The 26,496-nt window shown below is 66.9% G+C and carries 20 protein-coding genes; 6 read left to right on the forward strand and 14 right to left on the reverse strand.

Features of this window, described 5'->3' with window-relative positions; translation table 11 throughout:
• Positions 1 to 42 precede the first annotated feature (42 nt).
• The 3 genes from AB0I12_RS13915 to AB0I12_RS13925 all read right to left on the reverse strand — a co-directional run bounded on the left by AB0I12_RS13915 (position 43) and on the right by AB0I12_RS13925 (position 3,979).
• On the reverse strand, positions 43 to 2,082 hold the full coding sequence (locus AB0I12_RS13915) for a cation-translocating P-type ATPase (protein WP_359929013.1): 2,040 nt from the start codon (positions 2,080 to 2,082) through the stop codon (positions 43 to 45).
• Positions 2,075 to 2,446 carry a metalloregulator ArsR/SmtB family transcription factor gene (locus tag AB0I12_RS13920; RefSeq protein ID WP_359929015.1) on the reverse strand — a complete coding sequence of 124 codons (372 nt, stop codon included), beginning with the start codon at positions 2,444 to 2,446 and terminating at the stop codon, positions 2,075 to 2,077. Before AB0I12_RS13920 ends, AB0I12_RS13915 begins: the two co-directional genes overlap by 8 nt.
• Before the next feature lie 150 nt (positions 2,447 to 2,596).
• Positions 2,597 to 3,979 (reverse strand): alkaline phosphatase, encoded by a 1,383-nt coding sequence (locus tag AB0I12_RS13925; RefSeq protein ID WP_359929017.1) that lies wholly within the window; start codon positions 3,977 to 3,979, stop codon positions 2,597 to 2,599.
• A 107-nt stretch (positions 3,980 to 4,086) separates the two neighbouring features.
• On the opposite strand from AB0I12_RS13925, the gene AB0I12_RS13930 reads away from it, so the two are divergent.
• Positions 4,087 to 5,013 (forward strand): aminoglycoside phosphotransferase family protein, encoded by a 927-nt coding sequence (locus AB0I12_RS13930; RefSeq protein ID WP_359929019.1) that lies wholly within the window; start codon positions 4,087 to 4,089, stop codon positions 5,011 to 5,013.
• 35 nt (positions 5,014 to 5,048) lie between these two features.
• Here AB0I12_RS13930 and AB0I12_RS13935 read toward each other — a convergent pair whose 3' ends face one another.
• From AB0I12_RS13935 to AB0I12_RS13970, 8 genes are all read right to left on the reverse strand, one after another.
• The gene (locus AB0I12_RS13935; protein WP_359929020.1) at positions 5,049 to 5,990 is read right to left on the reverse strand and encodes a heparin lyase I family protein; all 942 of its coding nucleotides are present in this window, start codon (positions 5,988 to 5,990) and stop codon (positions 5,049 to 5,051) included.
• Between the two features lie 44 nt (positions 5,991 to 6,034).
• Positions 6,035 to 7,108 carry an alginate lyase family protein gene (locus tag AB0I12_RS13940; RefSeq protein WP_359929022.1) on the reverse strand — a complete coding sequence of 358 codons (1,074 nt, stop codon included), beginning with the start codon at positions 7,106 to 7,108 and terminating at the stop codon, positions 6,035 to 6,037.
• Positions 7,105 to 8,733, reverse strand: coding sequence for an extracellular solute-binding protein (locus tag AB0I12_RS13945; protein WP_359929023.1), 1,629 nt, complete (start codon positions 8,731 to 8,733; stop codon positions 7,105 to 7,107). The genes AB0I12_RS13940 and AB0I12_RS13945 overlap by 4 nt, the downstream gene beginning before the upstream one ends.
• 37 nt (positions 8,734 to 8,770) lie before the next feature.
• Complete coding sequence (locus AB0I12_RS13950; protein WP_359929025.1) at positions 8,771 to 9,721, reverse strand: carbohydrate ABC transporter permease; 951 nt, start codon at positions 9,719 to 9,721, stop codon at positions 8,771 to 8,773.
• Complete coding sequence (locus AB0I12_RS13955; protein ID WP_359929027.1) at positions 9,718 to 10,704, reverse strand: ABC transporter permease subunit; 987 nt, start codon at positions 10,702 to 10,704, stop codon at positions 9,718 to 9,720. The genes AB0I12_RS13950 and AB0I12_RS13955 overlap by 4 nt, the downstream gene beginning before the upstream one ends.
• The gene (locus AB0I12_RS13960; protein WP_359929029.1) at positions 10,704 to 11,948 is read right to left on the reverse strand and encodes a polysaccharide pyruvyl transferase family protein; all 1,245 of its coding nucleotides are present in this window, start codon (positions 11,946 to 11,948) and stop codon (positions 10,704 to 10,706) included. The genes AB0I12_RS13955 and AB0I12_RS13960 overlap by 1 nt, the downstream gene beginning before the upstream one ends.
• Positions 11,949 to 12,089: 141 nt before the next feature.
• Entirely contained in the window at positions 12,090 to 13,103 is a 1,014-nt protein-coding gene (locus tag AB0I12_RS13965; RefSeq protein ID WP_359929030.1) for a LacI family DNA-binding transcriptional regulator, read from the reverse strand.
• 129 nt (positions 13,104 to 13,232) lie between these two features.
• Complete coding sequence (locus AB0I12_RS13970) at positions 13,233 to 16,661, reverse strand: alginate lyase family protein (protein ID WP_359929032.1); 3,429 nt, start codon at positions 16,659 to 16,661, stop codon at positions 13,233 to 13,235.
• A 212-nt stretch (positions 16,662 to 16,873) separates the two neighbouring features.
• On the opposite strand from AB0I12_RS13970, the gene AB0I12_RS13975 reads away from it, so the two are divergent.
• Positions 16,874 to 17,875: a LacI family DNA-binding transcriptional regulator gene (locus tag AB0I12_RS13975; RefSeq protein ID WP_359929034.1), complete on the forward strand. Its 1,002-nt coding sequence runs from the start codon at positions 16,874 to 16,876 to the stop codon at positions 17,873 to 17,875.
• 57 nt (positions 17,876 to 17,932) lie between these two features.
• Here AB0I12_RS13975 and AB0I12_RS13980 read toward each other — a convergent pair whose 3' ends face one another.
• Entirely contained in the window at positions 17,933 to 18,454 is a 522-nt protein-coding gene (locus AB0I12_RS13980; protein ID WP_359929035.1) for a DUF6326 family protein, read from the reverse strand.
• A gap of 124 nt (positions 18,455 to 18,578) precedes the next feature.
• Between AB0I12_RS13980 and AB0I12_RS13985 the strand changes: the two genes are divergently transcribed.
• From AB0I12_RS13985 to AB0I12_RS14000, 4 genes are all read left to right on the forward strand, one after another.
• Positions 18,579 to 19,718, forward strand: a complete 1,140-nt coding sequence (locus AB0I12_RS13985; protein ID WP_359929037.1) for a histidine kinase — start codon at positions 18,579 to 18,581, stop codon at positions 19,716 to 19,718.
• On the forward strand, positions 19,715 to 20,371 hold the full coding sequence (locus AB0I12_RS13990) for a response regulator transcription factor (RefSeq protein WP_359929039.1): 657 nt from the start codon (positions 19,715 to 19,717) through the stop codon (positions 20,369 to 20,371). The genes AB0I12_RS13985 and AB0I12_RS13990 overlap by 4 nt, the downstream gene beginning before the upstream one ends.
• A gap of 279 nt (positions 20,372 to 20,650) precedes the next feature.
• Positions 20,651 to 22,228 (forward strand): nucleotidyl transferase AbiEii/AbiGii toxin family protein, encoded by a 1,578-nt coding sequence (locus AB0I12_RS13995; protein WP_359929041.1) that lies wholly within the window; start codon positions 20,651 to 20,653, stop codon positions 22,226 to 22,228.
• Between the two features lie 13 nt (positions 22,229 to 22,241).
• Positions 22,242 to 22,895 carry a hypothetical protein gene (locus AB0I12_RS14000; protein WP_359929043.1) on the forward strand — a complete coding sequence of 218 codons (654 nt, stop codon included), beginning with the start codon at positions 22,242 to 22,244 and terminating at the stop codon, positions 22,893 to 22,895.
• Positions 22,896 to 23,194: 299 nt separating this feature from the next.
• Here the strand turns inward: AB0I12_RS14000 and AB0I12_RS14005 are convergent, their stop codons facing one another.
• Both AB0I12_RS14005 and AB0I12_RS14010 read right to left on the reverse strand, forming a co-directional pair.
• Positions 23,195 to 23,302 carry an acyl-CoA dehydrogenase family protein gene (locus AB0I12_RS14005; RefSeq protein WP_359929045.1) on the reverse strand — a complete coding sequence of 36 codons (108 nt, stop codon included), beginning with the start codon at positions 23,300 to 23,302 and terminating at the stop codon, positions 23,195 to 23,197.
• Between the two features lie 258 nt (positions 23,303 to 23,560).
• Positions 23,561 to 26,494, reverse strand: coding sequence for a type I restriction endonuclease subunit R (locus AB0I12_RS14010; protein WP_359929047.1), 2,934 nt, complete (start codon positions 26,492 to 26,494; stop codon positions 23,561 to 23,563).
• Positions 26,495 to 26,496 lie beyond the last annotated feature (2 nt).

The following is a 26,496-nucleotide window of genomic DNA, read 5'->3' on the forward strand; positions in this document are numbered from 1 at the left end:
GAGGTTCGGACACCCCGCACCACACACAGCGCGTGCGTCAGGTCAGGCGTGGTCGCAGGTGCACGGGCCTTCTCCGCAGCATGTCGCGGCGGGAGCGGCGCTGAGCGACAGGAGTGACCGGCCGGCTGGTACCACGACGGGCTCCGGGGCCCGGACGGTCCTCGCCGCCTGCGCCGCACGAAGCGCCCGGTGTGTGGGCAGACGCTTCTTCCGGCCAGCACGAATGCCGTTGCCGATCACCAGCACCTCGGCGAGCTCGTGCGACGCGACCACCGCAGCCAGGCCCAGTACGCCGGTCGCGGCCAGCGGCACCAGTGCAACCAGAATCCCTCCGGACAGCACCAGGTTCTGCGTGAAGATCCGCCGCGCCGCCCGGGCGTGCGCGATCGCATCCGGCAGCCGGCGCAGATCCTCACCCATCAACGCCACGTCGGCGGCCTCGATCGCCACGTCGCTACCCATCGCCCCCATCGCGATCCCGGCATCTGCGGTCGCCAGCGCCGGCGCGTCGTTGATGCCGTCACCCACCATTGCCACCGGACCACGCGTCTTCAACTCAGTCACGATGCGCGCCTTGTCCTCCGGTAGCAACTCAGCACGCACGTCCTCGATCCCGGCCTGCGCGCCGATCGCGACCGCCGTACGAGCGTTGTCGCCAGTCAGCATCACCACGTCAACGCCCTGACTCCGCAGCATCGCGATCGCCTCGGCAGCCTCAGGCCGGATCTCGTCGCGCACCGCAACCGCGCCGAGCAGTACGCCGTCGTACTCGACCAGCACCACAGTCGCCCCAGCATCCTGCAGCCGCCCGACGTCGGCGACCATCGCGCCGGCCGCGATGAACCCGGGCTTCCCCAACCGAGCCCGACGCCCAGCGACCGTACCCTGAAGCCCGTGGCCGGGCACCGCCTCGACATCGCCCCCCGGCGTCACCACGTCGGTGGCCGCCAGAATCGCGGCAGCCAGCGGATGCTCGCTCCGCGCTTCCAAAGCGGCCGCCACCGACAACACCCTCGACCGATCCTCGCCGGACACCGCCACGACCTCAATCACCGTCGGCTCGTTGCGAGTCAAAGTCCCGGTCTTGTCGAGCGCGACCACGCGGATCGCGCCGAGCGCCTCGACCGCAGCACCACCCTTGAGCAGTACGCCGGCCTTCGACGCAGCCCCGATCGCCGCCACGACCGCGACCGGCACCGACAGCGCGAACGCACACGGCGCCGCCGCCACCAAAACCACCAGCGACCGCTCGATCCACACACCGGGATCACCCAGAAGACTCCCCAAACCGGCAACCACAGCGGCCAGCACCAGCACACCGGGCACCAGCGGCCTGGCGAACCTCTCAGCCAGCCGCTGACTCGCACCCTTACGTTCCTGAGCCTCGTGCACGATGTGGACCAGCCGTGCCAGCGAGTTGTCCTCCGCCGTGGCCGTCACAGTCACCTCGAGTACGCCGGCCCCATTAACCGTCCCGGCGAACACCTCCGCGCCGACTCCGACCTCCACCGGCACCGACTCACCAGTGACCACCGACGTGTCCAGCGAACTCCGCCCGGACGACACCACGCCGTCCGTCGCGATCCGCTCTCCCGGCTTCACCACAAGCACATCCCCGAGCCGCAACTCCTCCGGCCCAACCACCACTTCAACGCCGCCACGCAGGACGGTCGCCGACGGCGGCACCAGACTCAGCAACGCACGCAATCCGTGCTGCGTCCGCGCAACGGCGTACCCTTCAAGGCCCTCGGCGATCGAGAACAGCACCGCCAGCATCGCCGCCTCGCCATAATTGCCCAAGGCAACCGCGCCGACCGCGGCGAGTGTCATCAACAGACCGACGCCGATCCGCCCACGCAGCAACGCACGCACGGTCCCCGGCACGAACGTCGTCGCACCAGCAATCAGCGCCGCAAGCTCGAGAAGCCGCGCCACATCGGACGGTACGAAGAGCGCGGCCAGGAGCAGCACCGCGGCCACCGCCGCCACCTGCAGCTCGCGCACCTGCCAGATCGCGGCCGGCGGCGCGCCCTCTTCCTCCGACAGCACCGGCCCGTCGGTCGCGCAGCAAGCGTCAGCCACCAGAGACCTCGTCCACGCAGTCGTAGTCCTCAGGCCCGCAGACCTCACCCGCCGCACCCTGATGGTCGACGAGCAGGACAAGCGCGGCCAGATCCGCCAACGCGTGCGCAAGCTTCGGATCAGCCAACTCGTACCGCACCCGCCGCCCGACCTGGACAGTCCGCACCAGCCCACAGCCCCGCAGACAAGCGAGATGGTTCGACACGTTCCCCCGAGTCATCCCCAACTGATCAGCCAGATCCGAAGGAAACCCGGGCTCATTCAGCAGCGCCAGCAACAACCGCCGCCGATTCTCATCCGCCAACGCGACCCCGACACGACCCAACGCCGCCGCATCCACCGCAACAGCCAGTCCGTCACTCATGCGCAAGACGATACAGCCCAGCCTGAATTAAGCCAAGACTGTATTGATCTGGTCGGTCAGCACACCCAGACTCGCATCCGTAGCCGAGGCGCCCCGAGGTGACAACCCCGGGGCGCCTGCTGTTCCGGGGTGGTCAGACCACTCTGTCGTTCACCTGCCCTGGAGTACGTCGAACAGGTGCGTGTGATCGTTCGTGCCGAGAACCGCCTCGGCACCCGGTCCGTTGGCCCAGACCGGCACGACGGCGCCGGTGTGCTGCTGGCTCGGGCCGCTCGCGACCGGCGCCTTGCCGTCGCCGCCGAACCCCGCCGTACCGTAGGTCAGCGTCAGCGTCTGACCGTCCTTGGTCGTCAAGTTGGTCGAGTAACCGGTCGGCAGACCGGTCCCGGAGGCGTCCTCGCCGACGATCTGGCTCGTGTGCGAGTGGTCCGCGGTGACGACGACCAGCGTGTCCGGGTGCGTCTTCTGGTAGTCGAGCGCGACACCGATCGCCTTGTCGAAGTTGACCGTCTCACCGATCTGGCCGCAGGCGTTCGTGGCGTGGTCCTGCTTGTCGATCGAGGCGCCCTCGACCTGCAGGAAGAAGCCCTTCTTGTTCTCCAGCAGGCTGATCGCCTTCGAGGTCATGTCCGCGAGGCTCGGCTCGCTCGCCGGGCGCTGGTTCTCCTGGCAGGACTGCGCCGCACCGCCCTTGCCGAGCGCGGCGGCCGGGCCGCTCCACTCCAGCGACATGTTGCTCTTGGTGAACAGGCCCAGCACCGGCTTGCCGGCCTTCGCCGACTTCAGTCCGGCCGCGTCGGTGACGTACTGGACGCCGTTCGCCTTGGCCTGGTCGACCACGGTCTTACCGGCGTACGGGCCGCCGGTGATCTGCTGCTCGAACCGGCCACGGCCACCACCGAGCAGTACGTCGACCTTGTGATCGACCTCCTGCTCCGCGATCGACCCGAGGCCACCGGCCGCCTTGGTCTCCTTCGGGCAGGCCGCCATGTCGGCCGGGCCCTGGCAACCGCGCAGCGACATGTGCGAGGCCAGCACGGCGGGAGTCGCGTCGGTGATCTCGGCGGTGGAGACGTCGCCGACCTTCAGGCCGCGCTTCTGCGCCAGCTCCAGCACCGTCTCGTAGTTCGTACCCGGCACGTTCTCTGCGCTGCTCGGGCCCTGCGAGATCCGCTCGTCGATCGTCTTCTTGCCGGTCGCCCAGCTCGACCCGGTGGAAGCCGAGTCCGGGTCGTAATCCGGCAGGTACGGCGCCTTGACGCCAGGCTTCACCGACCACGTCGTGTCGAAGCCGGTGTAGCGCGCGCGGTCGACGTTCAGCTTGTTCCGCACGCCCTGGTAGTACCGCGCCGCGGTGATCTCCTGCGTCCCCATGCCGTCGCCGAGGAAGAAGATCACGTTCTTCGGCCCGCGCTGCGGCTGCGGGTTGTGCTTGCCGGCGTCACCGGCCTGAGCAGAGTCGAACGCACCGCTGGCGGCGGCCGAGGCCATCCCCGCCGCGGCAATCACCGTGGCAGCGGCGAACGCAGCCACAAAAGCCTTTTTCCTGATCATTACGGGCCTTTCCGATCGGACGAAACATCGGGACCGTATGCAGTCGTCCCATCCGCCAGGTGGCCGTCAGGCGACCACAAGGTGACATGCGCGCCACCCGGAGGCTCTCTCACCAGGCTGACGGCATGAGCCTCGACATCCCTGACCAGGTTCGCAAAACGGTCATGGCCGACGGGAACGACTCTTGGCTTGACGAGTTGCCCGGCCTGGTCGACTCGCTGGCCCAGGAGTGGTCTCTGGCGATCGGCCCCAGCTTCGCGGGCGGTCACGCCGCACTGGCCGTCGAGGTGACGCTCGCTGACGGAACCCCGGCGGTCCTCAAGATCGGCGTGCCAGGTCGCGACATCAGGCACGAAGCCGCGGCGTTGCGCCTCGCAGACGGGGCGGGATGCGCCAAGCTGCTGCGCGAGGACCTGGGTCGACAAGCCCTTCTGCTGGAGCGCCTCGGTGCTCCGATGTACGACGTCGTGCCCGACCCCACAAGCCGCCACAACCTGCTGTGCGACGTGGCGGTTCGCCTGTGGCGTCCGATCGCTCCCGACATCGACCTTCCCACCGGCGCGACCTTGGCCGAGCAGTACGCCGACCGGCTGCCCAAACTGTGGGAGCAGGCCGGCCGACCATGTTCACCGGCCACCGTGAAGGACGCCCTGAACTGCATGAACCGCCGTCGCGCCGCCCACGACGACCGCACCGCAGTCCTGGTCCACGGCGACATCCACGAAATGAACGCCCTCCAGGCGAGCGACGGCACCTACAAGCTCATCGATCCAACCGGCCTACGAGCCGAACCCGCCTGCGACCTCGGCACCATCGTCCGCTGCAACCCAGACCTCGGCGACGACCTGCGAGCCCGGACCGAGCGCCTCGCCCCCCGCACAGGCGTCGACGCCACCGCCATCTGGGAATGGGGCACCATCCACCGAGTCATCAGCGGCCTCTACGCCCACACCATCGACTTCCAGCCCTTCGGCCACCTCCTACTATCCGAAGCAGACCGCCTCACCGCATAGCCACCGACTGATCACCGAGACGTAACAGGGGCAAGTCAGCCGCGGTTGTAGGGCTGCACCGCCGCCTTGCTCGCGCCGACCCTCACGTTCCGGAAGTCGGAACGGAACGTCGCGCTCGGCTGGTAGTCCTTGTACATACCGAACTTGATCCTGAATTCGTTCTTGAAGGAGTCGTCGGCGCACCTGGAGCGCGTCGCGTAGCCGAAGTACTCGTCCTGCTCGAAGAGCTTCTCCTCGACGGTGGTCGCTCCGACTCTCTTGTGATACACCGCGATACTCCCCTTCGGCGCGCCGTCGTGGTAGGGCTCCACGTGATACTTGATGACGAAGGAATGCCACTCGTTGGTCCCGACGCTCTTGGTCGCCATCGAGGTGTTGTAGTCCGTGCCCGGCTCCTCGCCCCGGCGGACGAACTGGAGGTTGTGCCCGTTGCCGGCACCGGACTGGATGCGCACGCCGCCGATCGGGTTCGCGGTGCACTGCCACAGCTGCAGCACGTACGCCCCGCTGCCCGTCACGTCATCGACGCCCTCGGGGATGCGAACGTCGAACCCGACCCACACGTCGGTGTGGAACGGCAGGTCCCACCCGGTCGCCAGCTCCGAGCGGTCCCGGAGAGTATTCCCGGCAGCGTCCTTCCAGGTGTTCTTGGCGGGGTCCTCGACGATGGCGCCTTCGTACTCGAAGTCTTTGTCCGTGCGGAACGTCAACGCCCGCGCGTCCGAGGTCCCGGTGATCTGGGGTGCCTGCCCCGCTCCCTGACACTTGCCAGGAAACCAGCCTGCGCCCTCCCGGAGGTTGCCGCCGGCGCCCAGCGTCGCACTGCACGCACTGGCGTTCTCGATCGTCCAGCTCTCACCCGCGATACCCGCCGAATAGCTGGGCACCGCGGCTGCTGCCGCGCTGGCGGTTCCTGAGTTCGTCACTGCGGCGAAACCCACCGAGGCGCTCAGGGTCAACGCCACGGTGAGAGCCATCGTGTGTCGAGCACGTCGACTTGGGGCGGGGATCTGCATCTGTGTCACTCCTTAAAGGTCGGGAGGTGTTCCAGGGCTGCGGTTGACGGGATCTCGGGGGCGGGTAGGTCTTGCCTTCGCAGGGTCTCTGCGAACGCTGTGAGGCTCGGAGTCTGGTAGACGGCGGCGGCTTCGTCGGCGAGCCACAGAGCGGTTCTGTCCAGGTCCGAGGGCTGCCGCGGCCAGATCCAGCGGCGGTCGTCGTCGGCATGGCCTGCCCAGAAGTGGAACGCGTCGCGGAGACTGCCGAAGCCGGGTTCGGCGGGCGCATTCCACAGGTCGCGGCCTGCAGCAGCTGCGACCCGACAGCAGACGGCGAAGGCTCTCAGACAGTAGATGGTGTAGAGCAACGAGTCGGGACGAGCCAGTTCTCTCGGGAGTGCGCCGCCGCGAGCAATGTGGCGCAGCCGGATGTCGAACCGATCGAGGATCTTGGTGAGCGCGGCCCGATCATCGACGAACTGCAGATAACGCAGTACCTGCGCGTCCCACCAAACTCCGTGGTTGTTGGTCATCCGTTCTTCCTGCCGGCCGAGTTCGCTCGACCGCATCCAGTGGGTCAACTCGGCGAACCAGTCCTGCAGGAGTGGGAGGCGTTCGGTGAATCGTCCGGCCTTCACCAGCAGGTCGACGTGGTCCAGGAGGTCGGTCAGGAGCGTCGCCTCGATCTGCCCGATCGCCGCACCGTCGTGCTGACCGGGCAGCGCGGCAGCGTGAGCGAAGTTGGGGCGCATCGCGGTCGCCGGGTCCAGGAACCAGCGTTCGAGACGTGCCTCCGCGGCATCGGCGTAGCGCGCCTCGCCGGTTCGGAGGTGGGCTTGCACCAGGGTGTTGACGGCCGCGGCCGTCTGCCGGAACCGCCGTTTGTCGTAGCGATCGCTCCACGCGTCCGGGTTCCGCCGGCCGTCGACCCTGATGTACGGCAGACCGTCGGCTGTCTCCGGATTCGGCCAGGAGTAGTTGCCGACCGAGTAGTAGTCGTGGGCGTCTCCGGCCCAGTCCGACGGCTCCCGGTCGAGGATGGAATACGGCTGACCGGCCAGGAACTCGTCGGCCAGGGTGACCAGCTGACGGCTCACTTGGGTCCCGCCTCCGAGAAAGCCTGTTCGAACTCGGACCGGATCTTGTCGCCGCCGCCGTTGCGCCACTTGGTCACGGCCGCCTTCCAGCTCGAGACGGGTGCGCGTCCGGCCAGGATGCCGTTCCGTGTATCGGTCAGGTCCTTGCCCAACTGCAGACCCTTGGCCGCATCGGTCTCGGAGTACAGGCCCTGGGTCGGATCAGGCGCGAGAATCGGCAGCGCGGCTTCCTGGTAGTCGAAGCGGGCCTGGGCGACATCGCGCCGGCCCGGGTCGTAGATGGCCAGGGTCGGTCCGCTGACGTACCCGAACGGCACCAGCCGCAGATTCTGGCCGCGCGAGTTCACGATCGGGTCGCTGCCCTCCAACTTGTACGTCTGCCCCTCGATCCCGAAGTTGCGCAGGAGGTACTCGGAAGATCCGAACGGCGCGGCGAGCCAATCGAGGACCCGGAGCACCTCGCGAACCCGGTCCGGTTCGGCGCGGGTGACAGCGGTGAACGCCTGAGCTGCACTCCCCCGCGGATGGACGGGCTTGCTCGCCGCGTCGTAGCCGAACATCGGAAGAGACCCGAGCTTGAAGCCCGGTACCTCGGCTCCCCACATCTCGTACTTGCTCCAGCCGGCGTACCCGCCGAAGACGATCGGGGTGGTCCCGTTGGTGAACCAGTCGTTGCGCTGGTTGTTGGACGCCACCAGGCCGTCCGGATGGAAGACGCCGGCGTCGGCCAGCTCGCGGGTGTCGGCCAGCGCCTTCTCGTACGCCTCGAGTTCGATGTTGGAGGTGAACTTCCCGCCGTCCTCGCTCCAGCTGCCGGGGATGCCCAAGGACGCGGCGATCATGGTCAGAGTGCTGCCCGGATCGCCGCAGGCCCAGCGGGACTTGCGCTCGTTGGTCAGCCCCTTCAGCAGTGCCTTGAACTCTCCGATGTCCTTGGGCTGCGCGGGCAGTCCGGTACCGGCGACGAGGTCGGCGCGGATCCAGGCGACCGACGGGATCGGTACCCGGGCGATCGGTACTCCCCACAGGGCGTTGCCGTACACGGTCTTGCGCCACGAGTCGGTGGACAGACCCGCCAGGTTCGGATAGTCCTTGACGGCATCGCCCGACAGGTACTCGGTCAAGTCGGTGAACTTTGCCTTCAGCAACGCGGGCAGCTGCTGCACCGAGCCGTAGATCGACACCAGGTCGGGCAGGTCTCCGCCGGCCACGGTCGTCGCGAACCGTTGAGCGTAGTCAGCCGCCGGCGCGTACGTGATGTCGAGCTTTCCACCAAGTCGCTTGTCGACCTCCTGCCACAGCGGATTGTCGGACTTGCCGGGCGCCACCGGGTCGAAGGTGTAGGTGAGGGCGGAGATCTGGCCACCCGACAGCGGGGGCTTGCTGACCGACGCGACGGGATTCGGCGGGTACTCGAAGTACCCGCTCATGCCGAGCGGGCTTGCGCTCTTCAGCGCGGGTTCGGCGTTCCCGGCCTTGGCGAACGCCGGGAGAACGTCAGCTCCGATGCGGCCGGAGGTTCCCGCCGTCGTCTTGGCGGAGCAGCCGAGACCTGATCCGGCGGCACCGGCGACGGCTGCCGCGGACAGCCCTTTGAGCAACGTACGGCGCGAAAACGCATCCATGGTTACGGTTCCCTCCTCATGGCGGGCGTCCGGTCGATCAGCCTTTGACGGCGCCGATCAGAAGTCCCTTGCTGAAGTGCTTCTGGATGAACGGGTAGATGATCAGGATCGGGATGACGGACATGACCAGAATCGCCATCTGGATCGACGCCTGGGGCGGCAGCGACTCGGTCGACGCCGAGAGCTCGTCCGTACCGAGCGGTGTCTGGTTCACGACGAACGTTCGCAGGACCAGCTGCAGCGGCCACTTCTCCGGCGACGGCAGGTAGAGCAGGGCAGAGAAGAACGCGTTCCAGTAGGCGACGGCGTAGAACAAGCCGACCACCGCGACGACGGCCTTCGAGAGCGGCAGGACGATGAGGGTGAGGATCCGGAGTTCGCCGGCCCCGTCGATCTTCGCCGACTCGGTCAGCTCACCGGGAAGCTCGAGGAAGAAGGACCGCATCACGATCACGTTGAAGGCGTTGACCACCACCGGCAGGATCAACGCCGCCAGGTTGTCGATCAGGCCGAGCTGCTTGACGATCAGGTACATCGGGATCATGCCCGGATTGAACAAGAGGGTGAACAGTGTCATCAGCAGGATGGGCTTGTGCAACAGCGATCCCGGCCTCGACAGGGCGTACGCGAGCATGATGGTGCAGGCCAGCGACAGCACAGTGCCGACAGCGGTGACCGCGACCGACACGCTGAGGGCCCGCGTCACCACTCCTCCCGACAGAACGGCCCGGTACGCCGCGAGCGACGGCTCGCTGGTGAAGAGCACGAGTCCCCCGCGCGCGCTGATATCGCGTTGCGGCGCCAGACTCGTCATCACGACGGCGACGAACGGCACGATCACCGCGAGGCAGGCCACGGTCAGCAGTCCACCGCGCGCCGCGGTCGCCCAGCGCGGTTGCCGTCCCATCCAGGCAGGCCGCTCGTCCGACGCCGGGTGACGGTTGCGCCGAGCCCGGCGTTCAGCGGTGGTTTCCAGCAGTCCGGTCATTTCGAGTACACCCCTCGCTCCCCCATGGCGTGGGCGAACCGGTTCGCCCCGAGGACGAGAACCACGCCGACGACGCCCTTCACCAGGCCGACCGCGGCCGAGACACCCCAGTTCCCGCCGATGATCCCGTTGTTGTAGACGTAGGTGTCGAGCACCTCGGAAGCCTGCGCGCCGACCGGACCCTGCTGCAGGAGGATCTGCTCGAAACCGACCGTGAGCGAATCACCCAGCCGCAGGATCAGCAGCAGGACGATCACGGGCCGGATCGCGGGCAGTGTGACGTGCCACAGCTGCCGGAGCGGGCCGGCCCGGTCGATCGCCGCCGCCTCGTACAGGTTCAGGTCGACCTTGGACAGCGCGGCCAGGAAGATGATGGTCGACCAGCCGGTGTCCTTCCAGATCACTTGCGACGTGATCAGCAGTTTGAACAGCTCCGGTACGCCGATGATCTGGAAGGTTCCCAGGTCCGCGGAACGCAGCCACTCGTTCAGCATTCCGCCGTTGCCGAACATCTGCTGGAACAGCGCCACGACGATGACCCAGGACAGGAAGTGCGGCAGGTAGAGGATCGACTGCGTCAGCCGCTTGGCTCGTTCGTTCAGCATCGTGTTGAGTACCAGGGCCAGCGCGATCGGCAGCGGGAACACGAACAGCACTTGGACCATCGTGATGATCAACGTGTTGACGAGCGCGTTCAGGAACTCCGGGTCACCGTTGAAGATGACCGAGAAGTTGCTCAGGCCAACGAAATCCGATCCGCTGATGCCGAGGAACGGCTGGTAGTCCTGGAAGGCGATCACGTTGCCCAGCAGCGGCAGGTAGTGGAACAGAACCAGGACGATCACGCCCGGTACCGCGAGCACGAGCAGCACCCGGTCCCGGTGCCATCGGGCCGCGAGCTGCCCGCGGACGCTGGTCTCGCGGGCGGCAGGCGCACCGGGATCTGCGCCGGCCCTCGGCCGCACCTTGGTCCCCGACGACATCAGCGGATCCTGCTGCCGACCGCTGCGACGGCGCCCTCGACCATCCCCCGCACGCGCTCCTGCGCGCCGTCCCGCGCCTGCCGCGCGACTTCGGCCGCGGCCGGCCGATCGTCGGCGATCTTCTGCAGGAGTTGCCCGGCCGCAGCGTCGGCCCCAGGTCCCAGCTCGACGAACGGCAGTCCGAGATCGTTGTACATCTGGCCCTTGATCGTGTCGGTCGGCTGACGCAGGTAGACCGACGGAACACCTTCCGCCAAGGCGATCAGAGGTGAGTGGCATTCCATGCTCACGACCGCGCCGGCCTGCCGGTACACCGCGGCCGCCTCGGTCAGGTCCCAGAACCGCGGCAGGATGTGAACCAGGTCGGCCACGTCGGCAGGGAACGTCCCCGCGAACTCCGCCTCGGCGATTTCCATCGCGTAGCTCATCTCCGGCACGACGAGCGCCGGCTCGCCAGTGGCTCGCACCCACCCGATCACGGTCTGCCGCAGAACGTCCAGGTCGGACTTCAGATAGCCCGCGTTGTAGGCCGTCCGGCGAACATCCTCGGCTGCGGGTGGGTAGTTCCGGATCTGGTGGTACGGCGTGAAACGCAGCCGCGGTACGACGCAGAGGAAGCGTCCGGGCTTCAACCCGTACTCCGCGAGGACCGCCTGGCCGTCGCCGTCGTCGACCACGTCGAACATGACGGTGGCGTCCGGACCGAACGCGATCGCGGGCGCCCCGAGGTCCTGGCCGGCCAGGAACCGCTCGGTCAACGAATCCCGGCAATAGACGAACGTGGCCGTGTCGAGCACCTCGCGCTGGAGTTCGGTGAGCAGGTCACCGTCGATCGCGCTGATCATGCTCGCCGCCCGCGCCAGCGTCGAGCCGTACGGCCGGAGCGGATCTACTGTCACACCGAAGATGCCGTGCGGCTTTCCGGTCCGCCGATGCCATTCGGCGACCTCCACCTGGGCAACGAGCGATGGCCCCGACCCGTGGACCAAAAGGTCGCCTTCGGCAAACAACCGGTCCAGCTCCGGGCTGAGCGGCTCGCCGGGCACGACCCGGTCCTCGACGATCTCGACGTCCGGAAAGTAGCGGCCGAGCATCTGCCGTACGTTCTCGTCGATGCTGAGGGCCCACAGCGTCAGCTTCGCTTCCGGTGCGTAGCGCTGAAAGGCCCGGAGCGCGCCTGGCGTATGGGCGACGTCGCCGATGTTGACGGTTTGCCAGCCGGAGACGAGAACGACGTGAACCATGAGGAATTCCCTGTCCAGCCCATCCCGAGCAGCGGTGGGCCTACGGTCGATTCGGAGCTACGGCGAGCATCATGCCGGTGATTCATCGGTTAATCAAGGTCCGACGAATGCGTCGACGGTGACTTCTCGGCAGGTGGGCGCTCAGCCGGCGTACGGTGCTGTCGATCCTCGATCGATCAGTTTCGGCGCCGGCCGCGTCACCAGTGCCGACTGGACGCGGCGGCCGTCGATCATCCGGCGCAGTGTCGTATAGGCGCGCATTCCGGCTTGCTGCACAGGCATCCGGACCGTGCTCGGTGCGGGCCGCATGGCGTCGGCGATAGGCAGATCCTGGTACACGACGATCGACAGATCGGCGGGAATCCGCAGGCCGAGATCGAGAATCGCCGCGATCGCTCCCGGTGCCGCGACGATGTTGTCGATGATCAGCGCGGACGGCGGCCGGGCCGAGCCGAGGAGCTCGCGCGTCGCGGTCGCCAGATCCGGCGGCTCGTAGCCGACCTGCTTGATCAGCGACCGGTCGAAGCGCACACCCGCTGCCCGCAACGCCGAGCGGTAGCCGTCGACCCGGGCGCTACTGGCGATCGGGACGAGGGGGCCGCCGACCAGTGCGATGCGGCGGTGCCCGAGACCCAGCAGGTGCGTCGTGGCCAGACCGATCCCGGCCGCGTCGTCGATCCACACCGACACGGAGTCGTCCGGGCGCGGGTTCTGCAGGATCACGTACGGGATCGACCGCTTGGTGAGTTCCTCAGCGGTCTCGGTCCCCCACTGGGTGGACCGCAACAACACCCCGTCGACCATGCCCGTGCCGACGATCCGGCTCATCAGGTGGCTGCCCGGCTCGATCCACAGTGCGTCGGCCAGCAACAGCACGTCACCGTGTTCCTCGGCGGCCGCGTGCATGCCACGAATCGCCAACTCGAAGACCGGGTTCGCGATCTTCGGCACCACCGCTGCGATCACACCCGATCTGGACAGTCGCAGCGACTGCGCGGCGTGGTTGACGCGATAGCCCGTGTCCTGGATCGCCTGCTCGACGCGGAGCCGGGTCGCCTCGCTCATCCGGATGTTGCCGCGAGCCCCGGAGATCACCGCGGAAACCACGGCCGTGGACACCCCGGCCCGCATCGCAACGTCCTTGATCGTGGTCATGCCGCCAGCGTAACGGCACCCGCCCTTGACGCCGACAGTCTCGTCATACGCAGTGGGTGAGGCCCAGGACGAACCAGATCTCTGCCGGAGATCAAGCGTTCTGTCCCGAGGCCCCACGTGATCACATCGTCATCGCCGTCCCTCGCAGGAGCGTGCGACAGTGACGTTCTCGAACGTGCTCTCCGTGGATGCGTAGAGCCCGACGCCGCCGTTCCGGACCACGGTGTCGCGACCCTCCAGGATCTGAACGCCGTTCAGCGTCACGGTGATGCGGTCGCCGTGGACCGCTGCACCAAGCTCGACGGGACCTGTCAACGGGTTGCTGAGGGACACCGTGCCCACCGTGACCGGACCCGAGGCGTGAGCTTCGCGGACGATACTCGCGTACTGAGTTCTGTTGCTCGTCTTGCCGAGGTGGATCCGGTACCCGTAGGAGTCCGAGGTGTCTCGCAGCGAGATGCCCGCGGTGCCGACGGATCCATTGATCGTGACCCTGACCTTCGCGGCATAGTCGCACGTCTCGGAGAAGCGTGACGGCAACGTCGAGTCGGCCAGTACGTGCGCCCTGCCGTCGGTAGGCGTGAGCTTCAACTGACCCGAGTTGACGGACGCCTTTCCTGCGATACCCCGCCAATTGGCCTGGTCGAGCCCTTCCTTGATCGTGATGTTGTCGAAGGCCGCGGACCGGCCGTTCGTGGAGGCGGCGGCACCACCCGTCGGCAATTGCGTGTCATCTGCGGAGATCGACGTGTTGCCCACTGTGGCGATCAGATGCTTCCCGACTGCTGAAACGGTCAACGTGTGCGCGCTGTCTGCGTTGATGGGCAGCTCCTTCTCCGCGAGGAGCGTAGACGTCGCGTTGTAAACCTTCACGAGCTGCAGCTTCGCGCCGCCCGACGTACTGACGACATCGGCCCGGTAGTAGTTGCGGGAATCGTGGTAGCGGAACGCGAGACCGGTCGTTGCCGTCGTCTGGTTTCGTGTCCCCGGAACGATGTCGGCAGTCACGACCACGTCGTCCGGTACGTCCTGCTGCACCGCCAACGACTGCGTGTCCGTACTCGAGGTCTGCACCAGCTGCGTGTCTGGCTGCGCGCCGCCCAGCGTCCAGGTGCCCTGGACCGGCGTCCAGCCGTCAAGGGAGCCGTTGAAGTCATAGGCGGTGCTGTCCAGGCTCGCGTCGGTGAACTCCTCGTTGAGCAACGGCTTCGGGGCGAAGGCCGCCTTGGCCGAGACGGTGACGAGGTCGCCGGTGCGGGCGAACGCGGTCGGGATGCCGTTGATCTTCACCGCGCGTGCCTTCGGTGCGTTGATCGTGAGGGTGCCGGTGAAGGGGTCTCCGAGCGAGATCCGGGCGGTAGCGCCCTGCAGTTCCACACTGAGGTCGGACACGACTCCGGAGGCTTTGACGACGGTGTCCCCGTCGTCGACCAGCGACGATCCCTGGGTCAGCGCGTACCGCGTCAGCCCGCCGCCCTTGGCACGCTCGATGTAGGCGGTCTCGGCGTTGGTCGCGGCATCCCCGAACTGCCTCGCCGAGGGAATCGCCTCGCGCGACAGGTAGAAGCGGCCGGTCGCTTTCGGCAGGTCGATCTTCATCGCGCTGGCCATGGAGTGATCTACCTGGGGCAGTTCGATGCGCGACGCCTTGACCGAGGGCGCGGCGCCGGCCTTGCCGGGAACTACGACCGTGTCCACTCCTGTGGCGCCGGAGGCGGACCAGTCGTACGACAGATAGTCGACGTCGGTGAGAACCTGCTCGCCGACGCGCACGGCACCGTTCTTGTGGACGTTCGACGTGAGATCGGCGCCGGCCGGGGCCACGGGGACGAGCTGCACGCCGGCAACTGGTGCGGCGCCGGGCACTGTGTCGAACCCGACCGTGGCGACGTTCGTGTTCGGGTCGACGGTGACCGGATCGCCAGGGAAGTGCCAGAGCTGCCGGTAGTCGTGTGCGCCGGTGTCACCCGTGAGGTCGTCGGAGACGACCCAGAAGCCGGGCTTGACGAAGTAGACGACGCGATCGTGCGCGATTGGCCGGTAGGCCTGCGTCTTACCGCGGTAGATGTCGAGGCCCGCGTTCGAGCGCCACAGCGACGTCGAGCGGGGCAAGCCGGCGGGCTGTGGTTGTCCGTCGACCTCGATGGTGTTGTGCGCCTCGGTCGTGCGGCGCATCCAGTCGTTGGTCGGGGTGGCGCTGTAGTCGCCCGCTCCGGGGTCGACGATCAGCGGGCGCCCGTACGCCGCCATCACCAGGCTGAGGTCGTCGGGATGCCGATGGGAGGCCGTATAGCTGGAGTTCTGGTTGTTGATCAGCATGTACCGGGCATCGGCGTCCCACCCGGACCGCTGGACCGCATAGCTGATCGGAAACACCGTGGACGACAGCGTCGGGAGGGTCCCCTCGGTGCGCCCGGAGGCGACCCAGGTGAAGTCGGACCAGGAGTTACGCTCACCGGTCTTGCGAATCGCGCTCGTGCCCGCGTCCGTGTTCGGAGAGTCGCCGACGAGCGCGGGCTCGAGATTCGGCTGACGGGTCGCGAACAGCGCATCCGCGATCCAATCCGCTGACTGAACAATCCCGTCTGGCAGGGTTCGCCCGTTGGCATCCGCGACTTGGATCATCGTGTTGATCAGATCCGCCACGTAGGCCTGATAGTTGAACGTCGGCTCGCGGTACACACCGTCGCCCTTCACCCAGGCGCGCAGGAACCGCTCGACAGAGCGCACCACGAACGGCTCCCAGACGAAGGACGCCTTGAACTCGGGCAGATAGACCGCCGAGACGTAGATCGCGCGGGCCATCGAGACGTACCAGTTGTTTCCGACATGGATCTGCAGCACAGTCGCGAGCAGCTCCGTCGTCGCGTGCACGCCGGACAGATACGCCACGAGGTCCTTCGCGTCGATGCTCGGCTCCGTCCTGAACACGGAGAACGCGCTGACGAGCTGGGCCAGCCGCTTGCCGCCCGACAGGTTGCGGTTCTGCGGCCAGCTCGGATTGTCGGCGAAGAAGTCCAGTGAGATGTCCATCCACGCCGACGCGTACGCCGCACGCTTCTGCGGGTCGCTCTCCTTCAGATAAGCGCTCGTCAGCGTCGACATGAACGCGAAGTCGCTCATCAGGACCTGTGCGCTCCCTGGGATGGTCTCCGTCCCGCCCCAGAGGTCCGCCCAGTCCACGTCGATCCGCTGCGCGGCATCGTCGTAGAAGTCACGGGTCACGGTGCCGAACCGGAAGATCCCCGCCGCCAATTCGTCGGCGGTCGCGTCGCCGCCTCCTTCCCCGCCCACACCCGGATAATCGATGCCCGAGCGCCCCGCGTAGTAGACCTTGAGCTCGGCCGCGGCGCCCGCCTCGTCGCCGGCGGCAAGCTCCGCCGCCACGCGGGCGAGCCCCGGACGCGTCAAGTCGAGCAGCTCGCCGAGATCCGACATGTCGCTCGTGGCGGCCCGGGCCGGCGACAGGCTCGTCGCCAGCAGAGCCAGCGCGACTGTCGTCGCAGCCCACGCACGCGCACGGCGGCGAGTGCTCCGCCGAAGAAGTCTTCGTTGCATCCCATCTCCTCATGACACGTGAGAGTTCTTGCTGAGTCCTTCGACTGCACCCACCAGCGCCCAAGCACCCCGACGGTTCGCACGGTCGGTCCAGGGGTGCGCGGCGGTTGACCGGCCCGGTTCCGAGCCGAGGCCAGTTAGGTGACGTATCGTTAATTCACCGCAGATTTGATTGCGACGTTACGTCAACGGTTCGAGGGAGACAGGCAAGCGTGACAACGCAACGGGACATCGCCCGCACAGCCGGGGTATCGGTCGCGGTGGTGTCGGCCGTGCTCAACGGCACGACCCACACCCGGATGAGCGAGGCCACCCGTGCGCGGGTCCTCCAGGCCATGGAAACCCTCGACTACCAGCCCAACCAGGCGGCCCGGTCCCTGCGGCTCAACCGCACCGGCATGATCGCGCTGATCCTCCACAAGCTCGACAATCCCGTCTACGCCCAGCTGCTGCGCGGCGTCTACGCGGCCGCGGCCGAGCGCGGCGGGACAGTCCTGCTCGGCGACGCCGAGACGATGCGCTCAGGCAGCCAGTTCGTCACCCGGCTGCTCAGCCACGGCACCGTCGACGGCATCCTGATCCGGGACGACTCACTGTTCGACGACGACGTGATGGCCGAGCTTCGCTCCCACCCCAAGCCGATCCTCAGCCTCGACTACGCCCAGGACCACCCTTGGGTCGGCATCGACGACCGCCGCGCGGGCGAGGTCGCGACCCGGTTCCTGCTCAACCTGCGCCATCGCCGAATCGTCTTCATCGGCGGGGCGACCGGGCACGCGTTCCAGCAGCGTTACCTCGGATATCAGCAGGAGATGCAGCAGGCCGGCCTGGAACCGGCGCCGCACCTGGCCACCGGATTCGGTGAGCAGGCCGGCGCCGACGGGCTGCGACAGGCGCTGCAACTGCCGGCCGCGCCGACCGCAGTCGTGGTGAACAACGTCATGAGCGCCGTCGGGGTACTGGCCGCCGCCCGGGATCTCGGCATCGCCGTACCCGACCAGCTGTCTGTGGTCGGGATCCACGACGTCGGCCTGATGGAACACCTGCGCCCAGCCGTGACCGCGGTCCGGATGCCCCTGTACGAGCTCGGCCGCGCCGGCGTCGAGGGGCTGTACGAGCTGATGGCGGGACGACCCTGCGCCGGCGGCATCATCGCCGATCCCGAGCCCGAACTCGTCGTCCGCGACTCGGCGACGGCCCTGGCTGACGCCTGACCAGGCGCGGTACGTCAGACAGACGTGCAGAAAGGGCGACACTCATTTGACGTGGCGTTATGTCATTTCCAGCGCTTCACGGTCCGGGCTGGTCGTCATGGTCGCCGACGGTGCGGTGCGGGGCCAGGTCCAGGCGAACCGCAGGATGAGGGCGAGAAGGATCAATTCCAGGACGACGCCGAGGCCGTAGAAGAACAGCCAGGACCCACCCACCACGTTGAATGCCGTGACGGGGACGTAGAGCGCTGCCACGATGAGGTTCGTGGTGCGGTTCACCCTGGCGGGCAGCGTCATCGACACCACGACCATGAGGGCCGGGATGGCCACGAGGGTCAGCGCCGCGGTCGAAAAGGTCTGGGAGAGGTCGAACTCGAAGACCCTGCCGTCGAGGATGTCTTCGACGACGCCGGGGGTGAAGAAGTTGAGAATGTCCACGTAGGCGTAGAGGAACATGAAGCTCGTCCACGCTGCGGCGAGCTTGGCTCGCACCGGGATCGGCTGGTCTTGCAGTGTGACGGTGGCGGGTTGACGTGTTCTCATCGTGGGCTCCGTTGTCGTGGTGAGGATCGATAGGTCCACGGTCGCCCAGCCCGGCGGCGGGCGCCTCGGCCTGGAGGCTGGGGTTCGCCTGGCCGATGGCATGGTCTGTCTCTAGTTCTTTCGGCGGGTACGCCGAGGCGCGCCCGATCCCTAGGCTGGAGCCGTGGTCACTATCCGGCGCTCCATCTGGCATGAGCCGCGGCCTGCTGACGCCCCACCCATCGGCCGGCTCGACTGGCTGCTGGTGGGCGTGCTCGCGGCCGCCGCCTTGGTCGAGGGCATCGCTCGGCCGGGCTTGGCCTGGCGACCCCTTGTGACGGTGCTCGCCCTGGCGCTGATGCCTGCACTGCTCTGGCGGCGGCGCCGCCCCCTGATGGCTGCCCTGGTCGGGTGGGGCGTCGCCGGGCTGCTCTCGGTCCTCCAACTGACTACGCACGCCGGGGATCTCGGCCTCGACTCCATGACGGCCGTCGTGATCCTGCTCTACTCCCTGGTGCGGTGGGGCTCAGGCCGGGAGATCGTCGTGGGGACGGCGTTCGTGACGGTTGTCGTCGTACTGGGGATGTACGCCTCCTCCGCGAGCCGGTCCGAGATTTTCGGCGGGAGCGTCCTCTTGCTGTTGTTCGTCGCCCTCGCGGTGGTGTTCCGCTACCGCGCGGACCTCTGGCATCGCCGACAGCGCGAGATCCGCAATCAGGAGCGGGTGGCGCTGGCGCGCGAGCTGCACGACACCGTGGCCCACCACGTCTCGGCCATCGCGGTGCAGGCGCAGGCCGGTCGCGTGGTCGCCGGCATCCAGCCTGAGAAGGCTGCCGATGTCCTGGCGGCGATCGAGAGCGAAGCGTCGCGAACCCTGGCGGAGATGAGATCCATGGTGCGGGTACTGCGTGAGGAGGAAGGCGTCGCCTACTCACCACAGCTGGGTGTCGCGGACCTGCCTGCCCTGGCGCGCGCGGACGCGACGCCCACCGTCGAGGTCTCGCTGGACGGTTCGTTGACCCGGCTGGCGCGACCCGTGGACGCCGCGCTCTATCGGCTCGCGCAGGAGTCGCTGACCAACGCCGTACGGCACGCCCGGAGCGCGACCCGCGTCGGGATCGACGTACGCCGGGAGGGCGACGCGGTCAGGCTGCGTGTCAGCGACGACGGACAGACCGAGCCGGGGCCGGCCCCCGGGCCTGGGTTCGGCCTGCTGGGCATGGCCGAACGCGCCCAGCTCCTCGGCGGATCGCTCTCCGCGGGCCCGGGGCCCGGCGGTGGCTGGGTGGTCGAGGCCGTGCTGCCGGTGGAGGCGTTGGGATGAGCATCCGTGTTGTCGTAGCCGACGACCAGGACTTGGTCCGGACCGGGTTGGTGATGATCCTCGGCGCGCAACCCGACATCGACGTCGTGGGGGAAGCAGCAGACGGGCTCGAGGCGCTCGACCTGGCGAACCGCCTGCGTCCCGATGTCCTCCTCGTCGACATCCGGATGCCCGGGCTCGACGGCGTCGAGGTGACCCGGCGCCTGGCCGGGCCGGACGTGCCGGACCCGATGGCGGTCGTCGTGATCACCACCTTCGACCTCGACGAGTACGTCCTAGGCGCCCTCCGCGCCGGCGCCCGCGGCTTCCTGCTCAAAGACGCCGGTCCGCAGCTCCTCGTACAGGCCATCCACGCGGCAGCCAACGGCGACGCGCTGATCGCCCCCAACGTCACCCGCCGCCTCCTGGCAACCTTCGCCGACCGGTCGCCAGTCGTCCCGGTCCAACCCATCGACCCGCTCACCGACCGCGAGGAGGAGGTGCTCGCACTGGTGGCACGGGGCCGGACCAACGCCGAGATCGCCACCGAGCTCTTCGTCGGCCTGAGCACGGTCAAGTCCCACGTCGCATCGCTGATGACCAAACTCGGCGCACGCAACCGCGTGGAGATCGCAATGTGGGCACACGACACCAGACGCGTGAGACCAAATTAGTAGGTACAAATCGCAGCGTAGGCGCCTGGGGTTCATGAGCTTTCGCCGGAGGTGATCCTGCGCACCACAGGCTTGCGGACAACCTCGATCAGGCCGTCGACCGGGACGTCGAGTTCGAGGCCGACCCCAACGCCTTGCGATTGTTGCTCGAGACCGCGCGCGGCACCCGGCGAAATCAGGTCCGGAAGTCAACAGACAAGGAGCACTCGCTCTAGGGTCTACCCAGCTACATGAAGGCGGCACTCGCTGTTGCCTCCCGACAGCTGACACGATGACCAGGTGCGTGACATCACCGGCGACTTCGAGATCCACCTGACGACCACAAGGTCGGGCGTCACCGTCGACCGGACCGGCGGCGAGTTCCGGACGACCACGTGGACCTCCGACGACGTCGCCGCGTTCGCGGCGAGCCACGGGCTGAAGTTCAGCGACATCGAGCTCGACCGCGGACAGTCTCCCAAGCAGCCAATGGTGACAGTGCGGGCGAGCGGCACGCTCGAGGAGGTCGAGCGGGTCAGCCGCGAGTGGAGTGACCGGATGCGGGCGGAGCACTTCTCCGTGGTCAGGACCAAGGTCGAGGCCGCGCCCTGGAACGACGGTGTGCCCGAGAAGGACGCGGACGCAGTCGACGGCCGCTACTTCGAGCATCATGTGAAGCTGCTTCTGCCCGACGCCACGGCCACGACGCTCGTTTCGCTCGCCCGGCTGCTCGAACCGCACCAGGCGAGGTTGTCTCGGAACGCCCGCCGGCAGCGCGACGACGGCCGGCACGAGCGGTTCGCCACTCAGCGCTGTCACCGGGCCGGGAGGAACACCGCCACGGCACGGCTCGATCGCCTATTGGTTGCGCTGAACGGCTACCAGATTCTGGAGGTCGAAGAGGAATACGTCGTCCTCGACAGCCTGCTGAGCCTGGATAGCGGCTGGCTGGAGGAGGTAAGGCCGGGCACCACCCCGTACGAGGACAGCGCCCGGCGGGCGCCCGCTGGGCAACCCGACTATCCAGCGACCTACCTGCCGTTGCCTGAGCCCTCTGTGCAGCAGCGGGCCGCCTTCGACCCGGCGCTCAAGCAGTATCCGCACGCCTATCGGGCCGGTCAGCCAACCTTTGACGACCCGGAACTGGCGGCGCGCTGGCGGTCCACGCGCCAAGCGGCGATCGATCACCTTCTGCGCTTGATCGCCGCTTCCGACTGGGCCGGCAGACTCGTACTGCGCGGCAGCGTCGCCCTGCGCGAGTGGTTCGGCGAACAGGCCCGCGAGCCGGGAGACCTCGACTTCGTCGTCCAACCGCCTAGCATCGGCTTCGACAGCCCAGAAGGACTGCGTCTCCTCGACGACGTGATCGCCGCAGTGGCAGCCGACCCCGGCCCCGGCCTTCAGTCCGCGAAGGCGGCCCGCGACGAGATCTGGACGTACGAGCGCGTCCCCGGCCGTCGGTTGGTCTTTCCGTACGAACACGAAGGCCTGACCGGCTCGGTGCAGCTCGACTTCGTCTACAACGAGGAACTGCCCATGGAGCCGCAGCGCCTGCCGATAGGCGACGCCTGGCTCCTCACGGCCGGCCCCGAGCTCTCACTGGCCTGGAAACTCCTCTGGCTGCATTCTGACGCCTACCCACAGGGCAAGGACCTGTACGACGCCGTGCTGCTGGCCGAGTCGACCGACATCTCCCCCACACTGATCCAGGCAGTGCTCGCAGCCGACGGCGGCAGCCAAGGCTTCGGGCCGACCACCGTTCTCGGATGGGACGTCGACTGGCAGAACTTCCTGGACGAATACCCCACCATCGAAGGCAGCGCCGAATCGTGGAAGCAGCGCCTGGCCCTGGCACTGGAGCGGTCCTACACCAACTGACATACTCCGCCGAGTGAGCTATGACTTCGCGATCTGGGAGACCGACGCATCCACCGGCGAGCACGGTCCTGCGGCCACCTTCGAAGAGCTGTTCACCCGGTACGTCGAGGCCGACCTGGTTGCGCCGACCCCAAGGATCCACGCGTACGCCGAAGCCTTGGCCGCCCAGTTCCCAGACGACGACACTCCCTGGGCAGCGGGCGGTCCGAGCAGCAATTGCTCGGGCCCGATTCTGTACGTCGCGGTCACCTACAGCCGGGCCAACGAAGTCGAAGCAGTCGCGAAGCGACTCGCACAAGAACACGACCTAGTCTTCTTCGACCCTCAAAAGGCGCCGAGCCCACCTGTCAACCACGGTGAGGTGACCATCACCACCCCGCACGGCACAGTAGCCCTACCCGACCGCTGGATGCCCTTCCTATCGCAGGAACTACGCAACTTCGACGACTACATAGTCGTCGACAGCGGCCGAGACCACGTCTTCGCCCAAGCACGCAACGACAACGGAACTCTCACCCTCGAATACCGCGACGGCTCACCGCAACACCACTACCAGGTCCAGGACGTCGACCTAGCCGACGTCGCAGAAGCCCTCTCCCAGTGGTCCGAGAACCGCCGCCACTTCACCACCAAACACACCTGGGACCGCCTAACCCTCTGGGACTGACCACTCCGAGGTTCGCTGTTTCACCGCGGCACCCCTAGATCTATTGCCGGTGCATGTGTGGCGGGCGAGCCAGCGGTCTGAACCATTCGCACGCGCAGCCGAGCCAGCCGCGTGAGCAGTCGGTCTACTTGGTCATCGCGCTCAGCCGTCCCCCTTACAACCGCCGGCGAGCCAGACGCGGGCGCCAGCCGGCAACAAACGCTCTGGCGCCAAGCCCGGGGGTGGGTGGGCAGCGCGCGTAGCAGGTGCGGGAGGGACCGGAGCGACCGAAGCACCTTCGTAGCACGGGGGGCTTCTTATTACCTGATGCGCATGCCTGAGATCGCTCGGGCAATGACCAGGCGCTGGATTTCCGAGGTGCCTTCGAAGATGGTGTAGATCTCTTCCACCCTCACAGACTGCTGCATCTAGGACGCGACGCCTGCAGGTTTGCCTCTCAACGATGATCAAGCCTGATCGGTGATCGTCAGTGTCCCACGGAGCTGTGACGGAGCAGGTGATTGCTAAAGGCAACTGTCCGGATCGCGTCCAACCGACTCGGAGACGCGACCGGACAGCGCACGCTCTGCGACGCCTGACCGGCATCGGACCGGCAAGGTTGCACTAGCTGGCGGCGCGCTGCCCAGTACGCAATGGCGGTTGGATCGACCCCGAAGAGTCCGACCTCATGCCGACTTTCCGTACGTCGAGTGGAACACGGCGTCCGAGAGCCACCTGCGGAACCCCTCGTTGTCGCTGAACTGCTTGAAGAGCTCCGTGTCGTCCCTGAGGACGGCCATCATGACCCGACCGAGTGCGCGGTCATGCTCGACCCGAGCATTGGCGGGGTCGTTGTTCTTCTGGGCGTTCTGGTAGGCCTCGTCCTCGGCGACCTTACGCGGGATTTCCTCGGTGATGAGGCGCCGAACCCGGTCGGCGTCAGTCCACTCGATGTTGCCGAACTGGTCGTTGAACGTCTGCAGAATGCTGGACAGTCGCTCGAGTTCCGGGTCGGCGGTGTGACCGCCGCCGGACGCAGGCACGGGTGCCAGCTCGCCCTCGTCGTCTGCGAGCGCGATCCTCATAGCCTCACGCTTCTCGACCCGGTACGACTCCATGTCGATGGTCTCGAGGATTCCGGCTGACAGGTCGTCCTCCCGTGGCGCAGGAAGCTTTGGGATCAGGTGGTCGAGGAAGATCGAGAGTTTCTCCCACTGCGGGTTCCCGAAAGGCAGCACGCTGGAGAGGAAGTTGTACGTGCGCGTGAAAACTTTGGCGGTCCCCTTGAAGCCGACTTGGTCGTCCTCGTCCGGCAACTCAAGATACTCCGCGACGCAGACGTCGAGGATCGGGTCCAACTGGTCGCGATCCACCCCCTGGAGGTAGAGCTCGACGAACTTGTCGACCGACTCCGGGCTGTAGACCCCGCACGCATTGAGGTCAGCGACCAAGTCATGAAGCTTGTTGGGATCGGTCTCCTGGCTCAACACCGTAGTGCGGTAGTAGGGAGTGAAAGCTCGCTCAATGTCTTCGGCAGTGTTGGCGAAGTCGAGGACAAACGCATCGTGCTTCGCCGGATGCGCACGATTCAGCCGCGAGAGCGTCTGGACGGCCTTTACGCTGGACAATGTCTTGTCGACGTACATTGTGTGAAGGAGTGGCTCGTCATAGCCGGTCTGGAACTTGTCGGCGCAGACCAGGAAACGGTACGGATCGTCCCGAATCTGGTCGGCGATGTCCTTGCTGGGGAAGCCATTGAGGCTAGCTTCGGTGACCTTAATGCCCTTGTACTCGTGCTCGCCGGAGAAGGCGACAATTGCCTTGTAGGGACTCTTGCGCTCGCTAAGGTAGGCGCTGATCGCGTGGAAGTACTCGACGCAGCGCGGGATCAAGCTAGTCACGACCATTGCCCGGGCCTGGCCACCGATCTTGTGCTTGGCGATGACCTGGCTGTGGAAGTGGTCGACCATGATCTCCGCCTTGAGTCGGATGGCGTGCTCGTTGCCTTCGACGAACGCGCGGAGCTTCTTGGAGGCGCGCCTGGTGTCGAACTCGGGATCGTCCTCGATGGTCTTCATCAGCTTGTAGTAGCTGGGGACGGCAGTAAAGTTCTCCAGGACGTCGACGATGAACCGCTCCTGGATGGCCTGCTTCATCGTGTAGCTGTGGAAGGGCCGGTAGCCGGTACCGCCCTCGTGGGGGAACGGTTCACCGAACATTTGCAGGGTCTTGTTCTTCGGGGTCGCGGTGAACGCGAAGTAGCTCGCGTTCGGGAGCATCTTCTTGGACTCGAGGATCCGGTTGATCGCGTCCTCGACGGTCTCGTCGTCCTCGGCGGCACCGCCGGACGCCAGTGCCATCGAGATGGCCGCGGCAGTCTTGCCGCCCTGGCTGGAGTGAGCCTCGTCGATGATGACCGCGAAGGTGCGGTCGCGGTGGTCCTTGCCGATGTCGTCGAGGATGTAGGGGAACTTCTGGACCGTGGTGACGATGATTTTGCGGCCGGCCTGAATCGCCTTGCGCAAGTCACCGGAGCGGTCGGCGTGTACAACCGTCGAACCGACCTGCATAAAGGACTTGATTGTCTCCTTCAGCTGACTATCCAGGATGACCCTGTCGGTGACCACGATGACCGACTCGAAGGCGTTGGCTTCGTCGTGCTTGGCCTCGGTGAGCTGATGGGTGAGCCACGCGATGGAGTTTGACTTACCGCTCCCAGCCGAGTGCTGGATGAGGTACTGGCGGCCGGGGCCGTGCGACTCCACGTCGGCGAGGAGCTTCCGAACGACATCGAGCTGGTGGTAGCGCGGGAAGATCTGGCTTGAGGCCTTCTTGCCCGTGCGGGGGTTCTTCGTCGTGACGATCTGGGCGTAGTTCGCAACGACATTGGCCAGGCTGGCCGGCGCGAGGATCTCGCGCCACAGATAGTCGGTCTTGAGGCCGTCGGGGTTCGGCGGGTTGCCGGCGCCGTCGTTCCAGCCCTTGTCGAACGGGAGGAACCACGACTGGTTGCCCTTGAGCTGGGTGCAGAACCGGACCTGCTGGTCGTCAAGGGCGAAGTGCGCGATGCAGCGGCCGAATTGAAACAGCAGCTCGCGGGGATCTCTGTCGCGCTTGTACTGGTCGACCGCATCGTCGAATGTCTGCTTGGTGATGTTGTTCTTGAGCTCGAGGGTGAAGACTGGCAGCCCATTTATGAACGCCACCAGATCGAGCGAGAGCCCAGTTGCGGTCACGCTGTAGTGGACTTGCCGGGTCACCGTAAAACAGTTGGCCGCGAACAGCTCGATCGCCTTCGCATTGCCCGGTGTCGGAGTCGGGAAGAAGAAGTCGACATGGTGCTGCCGGTGGTCGACGCCCTTACGCAGCACGTGCACGACGCCGTGGCGCGTGATCTCCCCCTGGAGCCGGGAGAGAAATTCATGCCGCGTCGAGGTCGCTTCACGCAGCGACAGAGCTTCGACCAGATCGGGTTGAGTCGCCTCGATGAACGTGGTGAGCCGGGGCAGGTCCAGTGCGTACGCCGGCTCGTAGTCGGTCGCGGCGCCCTGCTCCCAGCCGCCCTCGACCATCTGCCGGACGATCAGCGCTTCGAGGCTCTCCTCGTTCATCAGCGACATAA

The organism is Kribbella sp. NPDC050459 (assembly GCF_040655315.1).
Lineage (GTDB): Bacteria > Actinomycetota > Actinomycetes > Propionibacteriales > Kribbellaceae > Kribbella.

Coding starts and splice junctions, on each gene's coding strand:
- AB0I12_RS13920 (WP_359929015.1), bottom strand. CDS start 2,446: ATGAGTGACGGACTGGCTGTTGCGGTGGATGCGGCGGCGTTGGGTCGT.
- AB0I12_RS13930 (WP_359929019.1), top strand. CDS start 4,087: ATGCGCGCCACCCGGAGGCTCTCTCACCAGGCTGACGGCATGAGCCTC.
- AB0I12_RS13935 (WP_359929020.1), bottom strand. CDS start 5,990: ATGGCTCTCACCGTGGCGTTGACCCTGAGCGCCTCGGTGGGTTTCGCC.
- AB0I12_RS13945 (WP_359929023.1), bottom strand. CDS start 8,733: ATGGATGCGTTTTCGCGCCGTACGTTGCTCAAAGGGCTGTCCGCGGCA.
- AB0I12_RS13950 (WP_359929025.1), bottom strand. CDS start 9,721: ATGACCGGACTGCTGGAAACCACCGCTGAACGCCGGGCTCGGCGCAAC.
- AB0I12_RS13955 (WP_359929027.1), bottom strand. CDS start 10,704: ATGTCGTCGGGGACCAAGGTGCGGCCGAGGGCCGGCGCAGATCCCGGT.
- AB0I12_RS13960 (WP_359929029.1), bottom strand. CDS start 11,948: ATGGTTCACGTCGTTCTCGTCTCCGGCTGGCAAACCGTCAACATCGGC.
- AB0I12_RS13965 (WP_359929030.1), bottom strand. CDS start 13,103: ATGACCACGATCAAGGACGTTGCGATGCGGGCCGGGGTGTCCACGGCC.
- AB0I12_RS13970 (WP_359929032.1), bottom strand. CDS start 16,661: ATGCAACGAAGACTTCTTCGGCGGAGCACTCGCCGCCGTGCGCGTGCG.
- AB0I12_RS13990 (WP_359929039.1), top strand. CDS start 19,715: ATGAGCATCCGTGTTGTCGTAGCCGACGACCAGGACTTGGTCCGGACC.
- AB0I12_RS14005 (WP_359929045.1), bottom strand. CDS start 23,302: ATGCAGCAGTCTGTGAGGGTGGAAGAGATCTACACCATCTTCGAAGGC.
- AB0I12_RS14010 (WP_359929047.1), bottom strand. CDS start 26,494: ATGTCGCTGATGAACGAGGAGAGCCTCGAAGCGCTGATCGTCCGGCAG.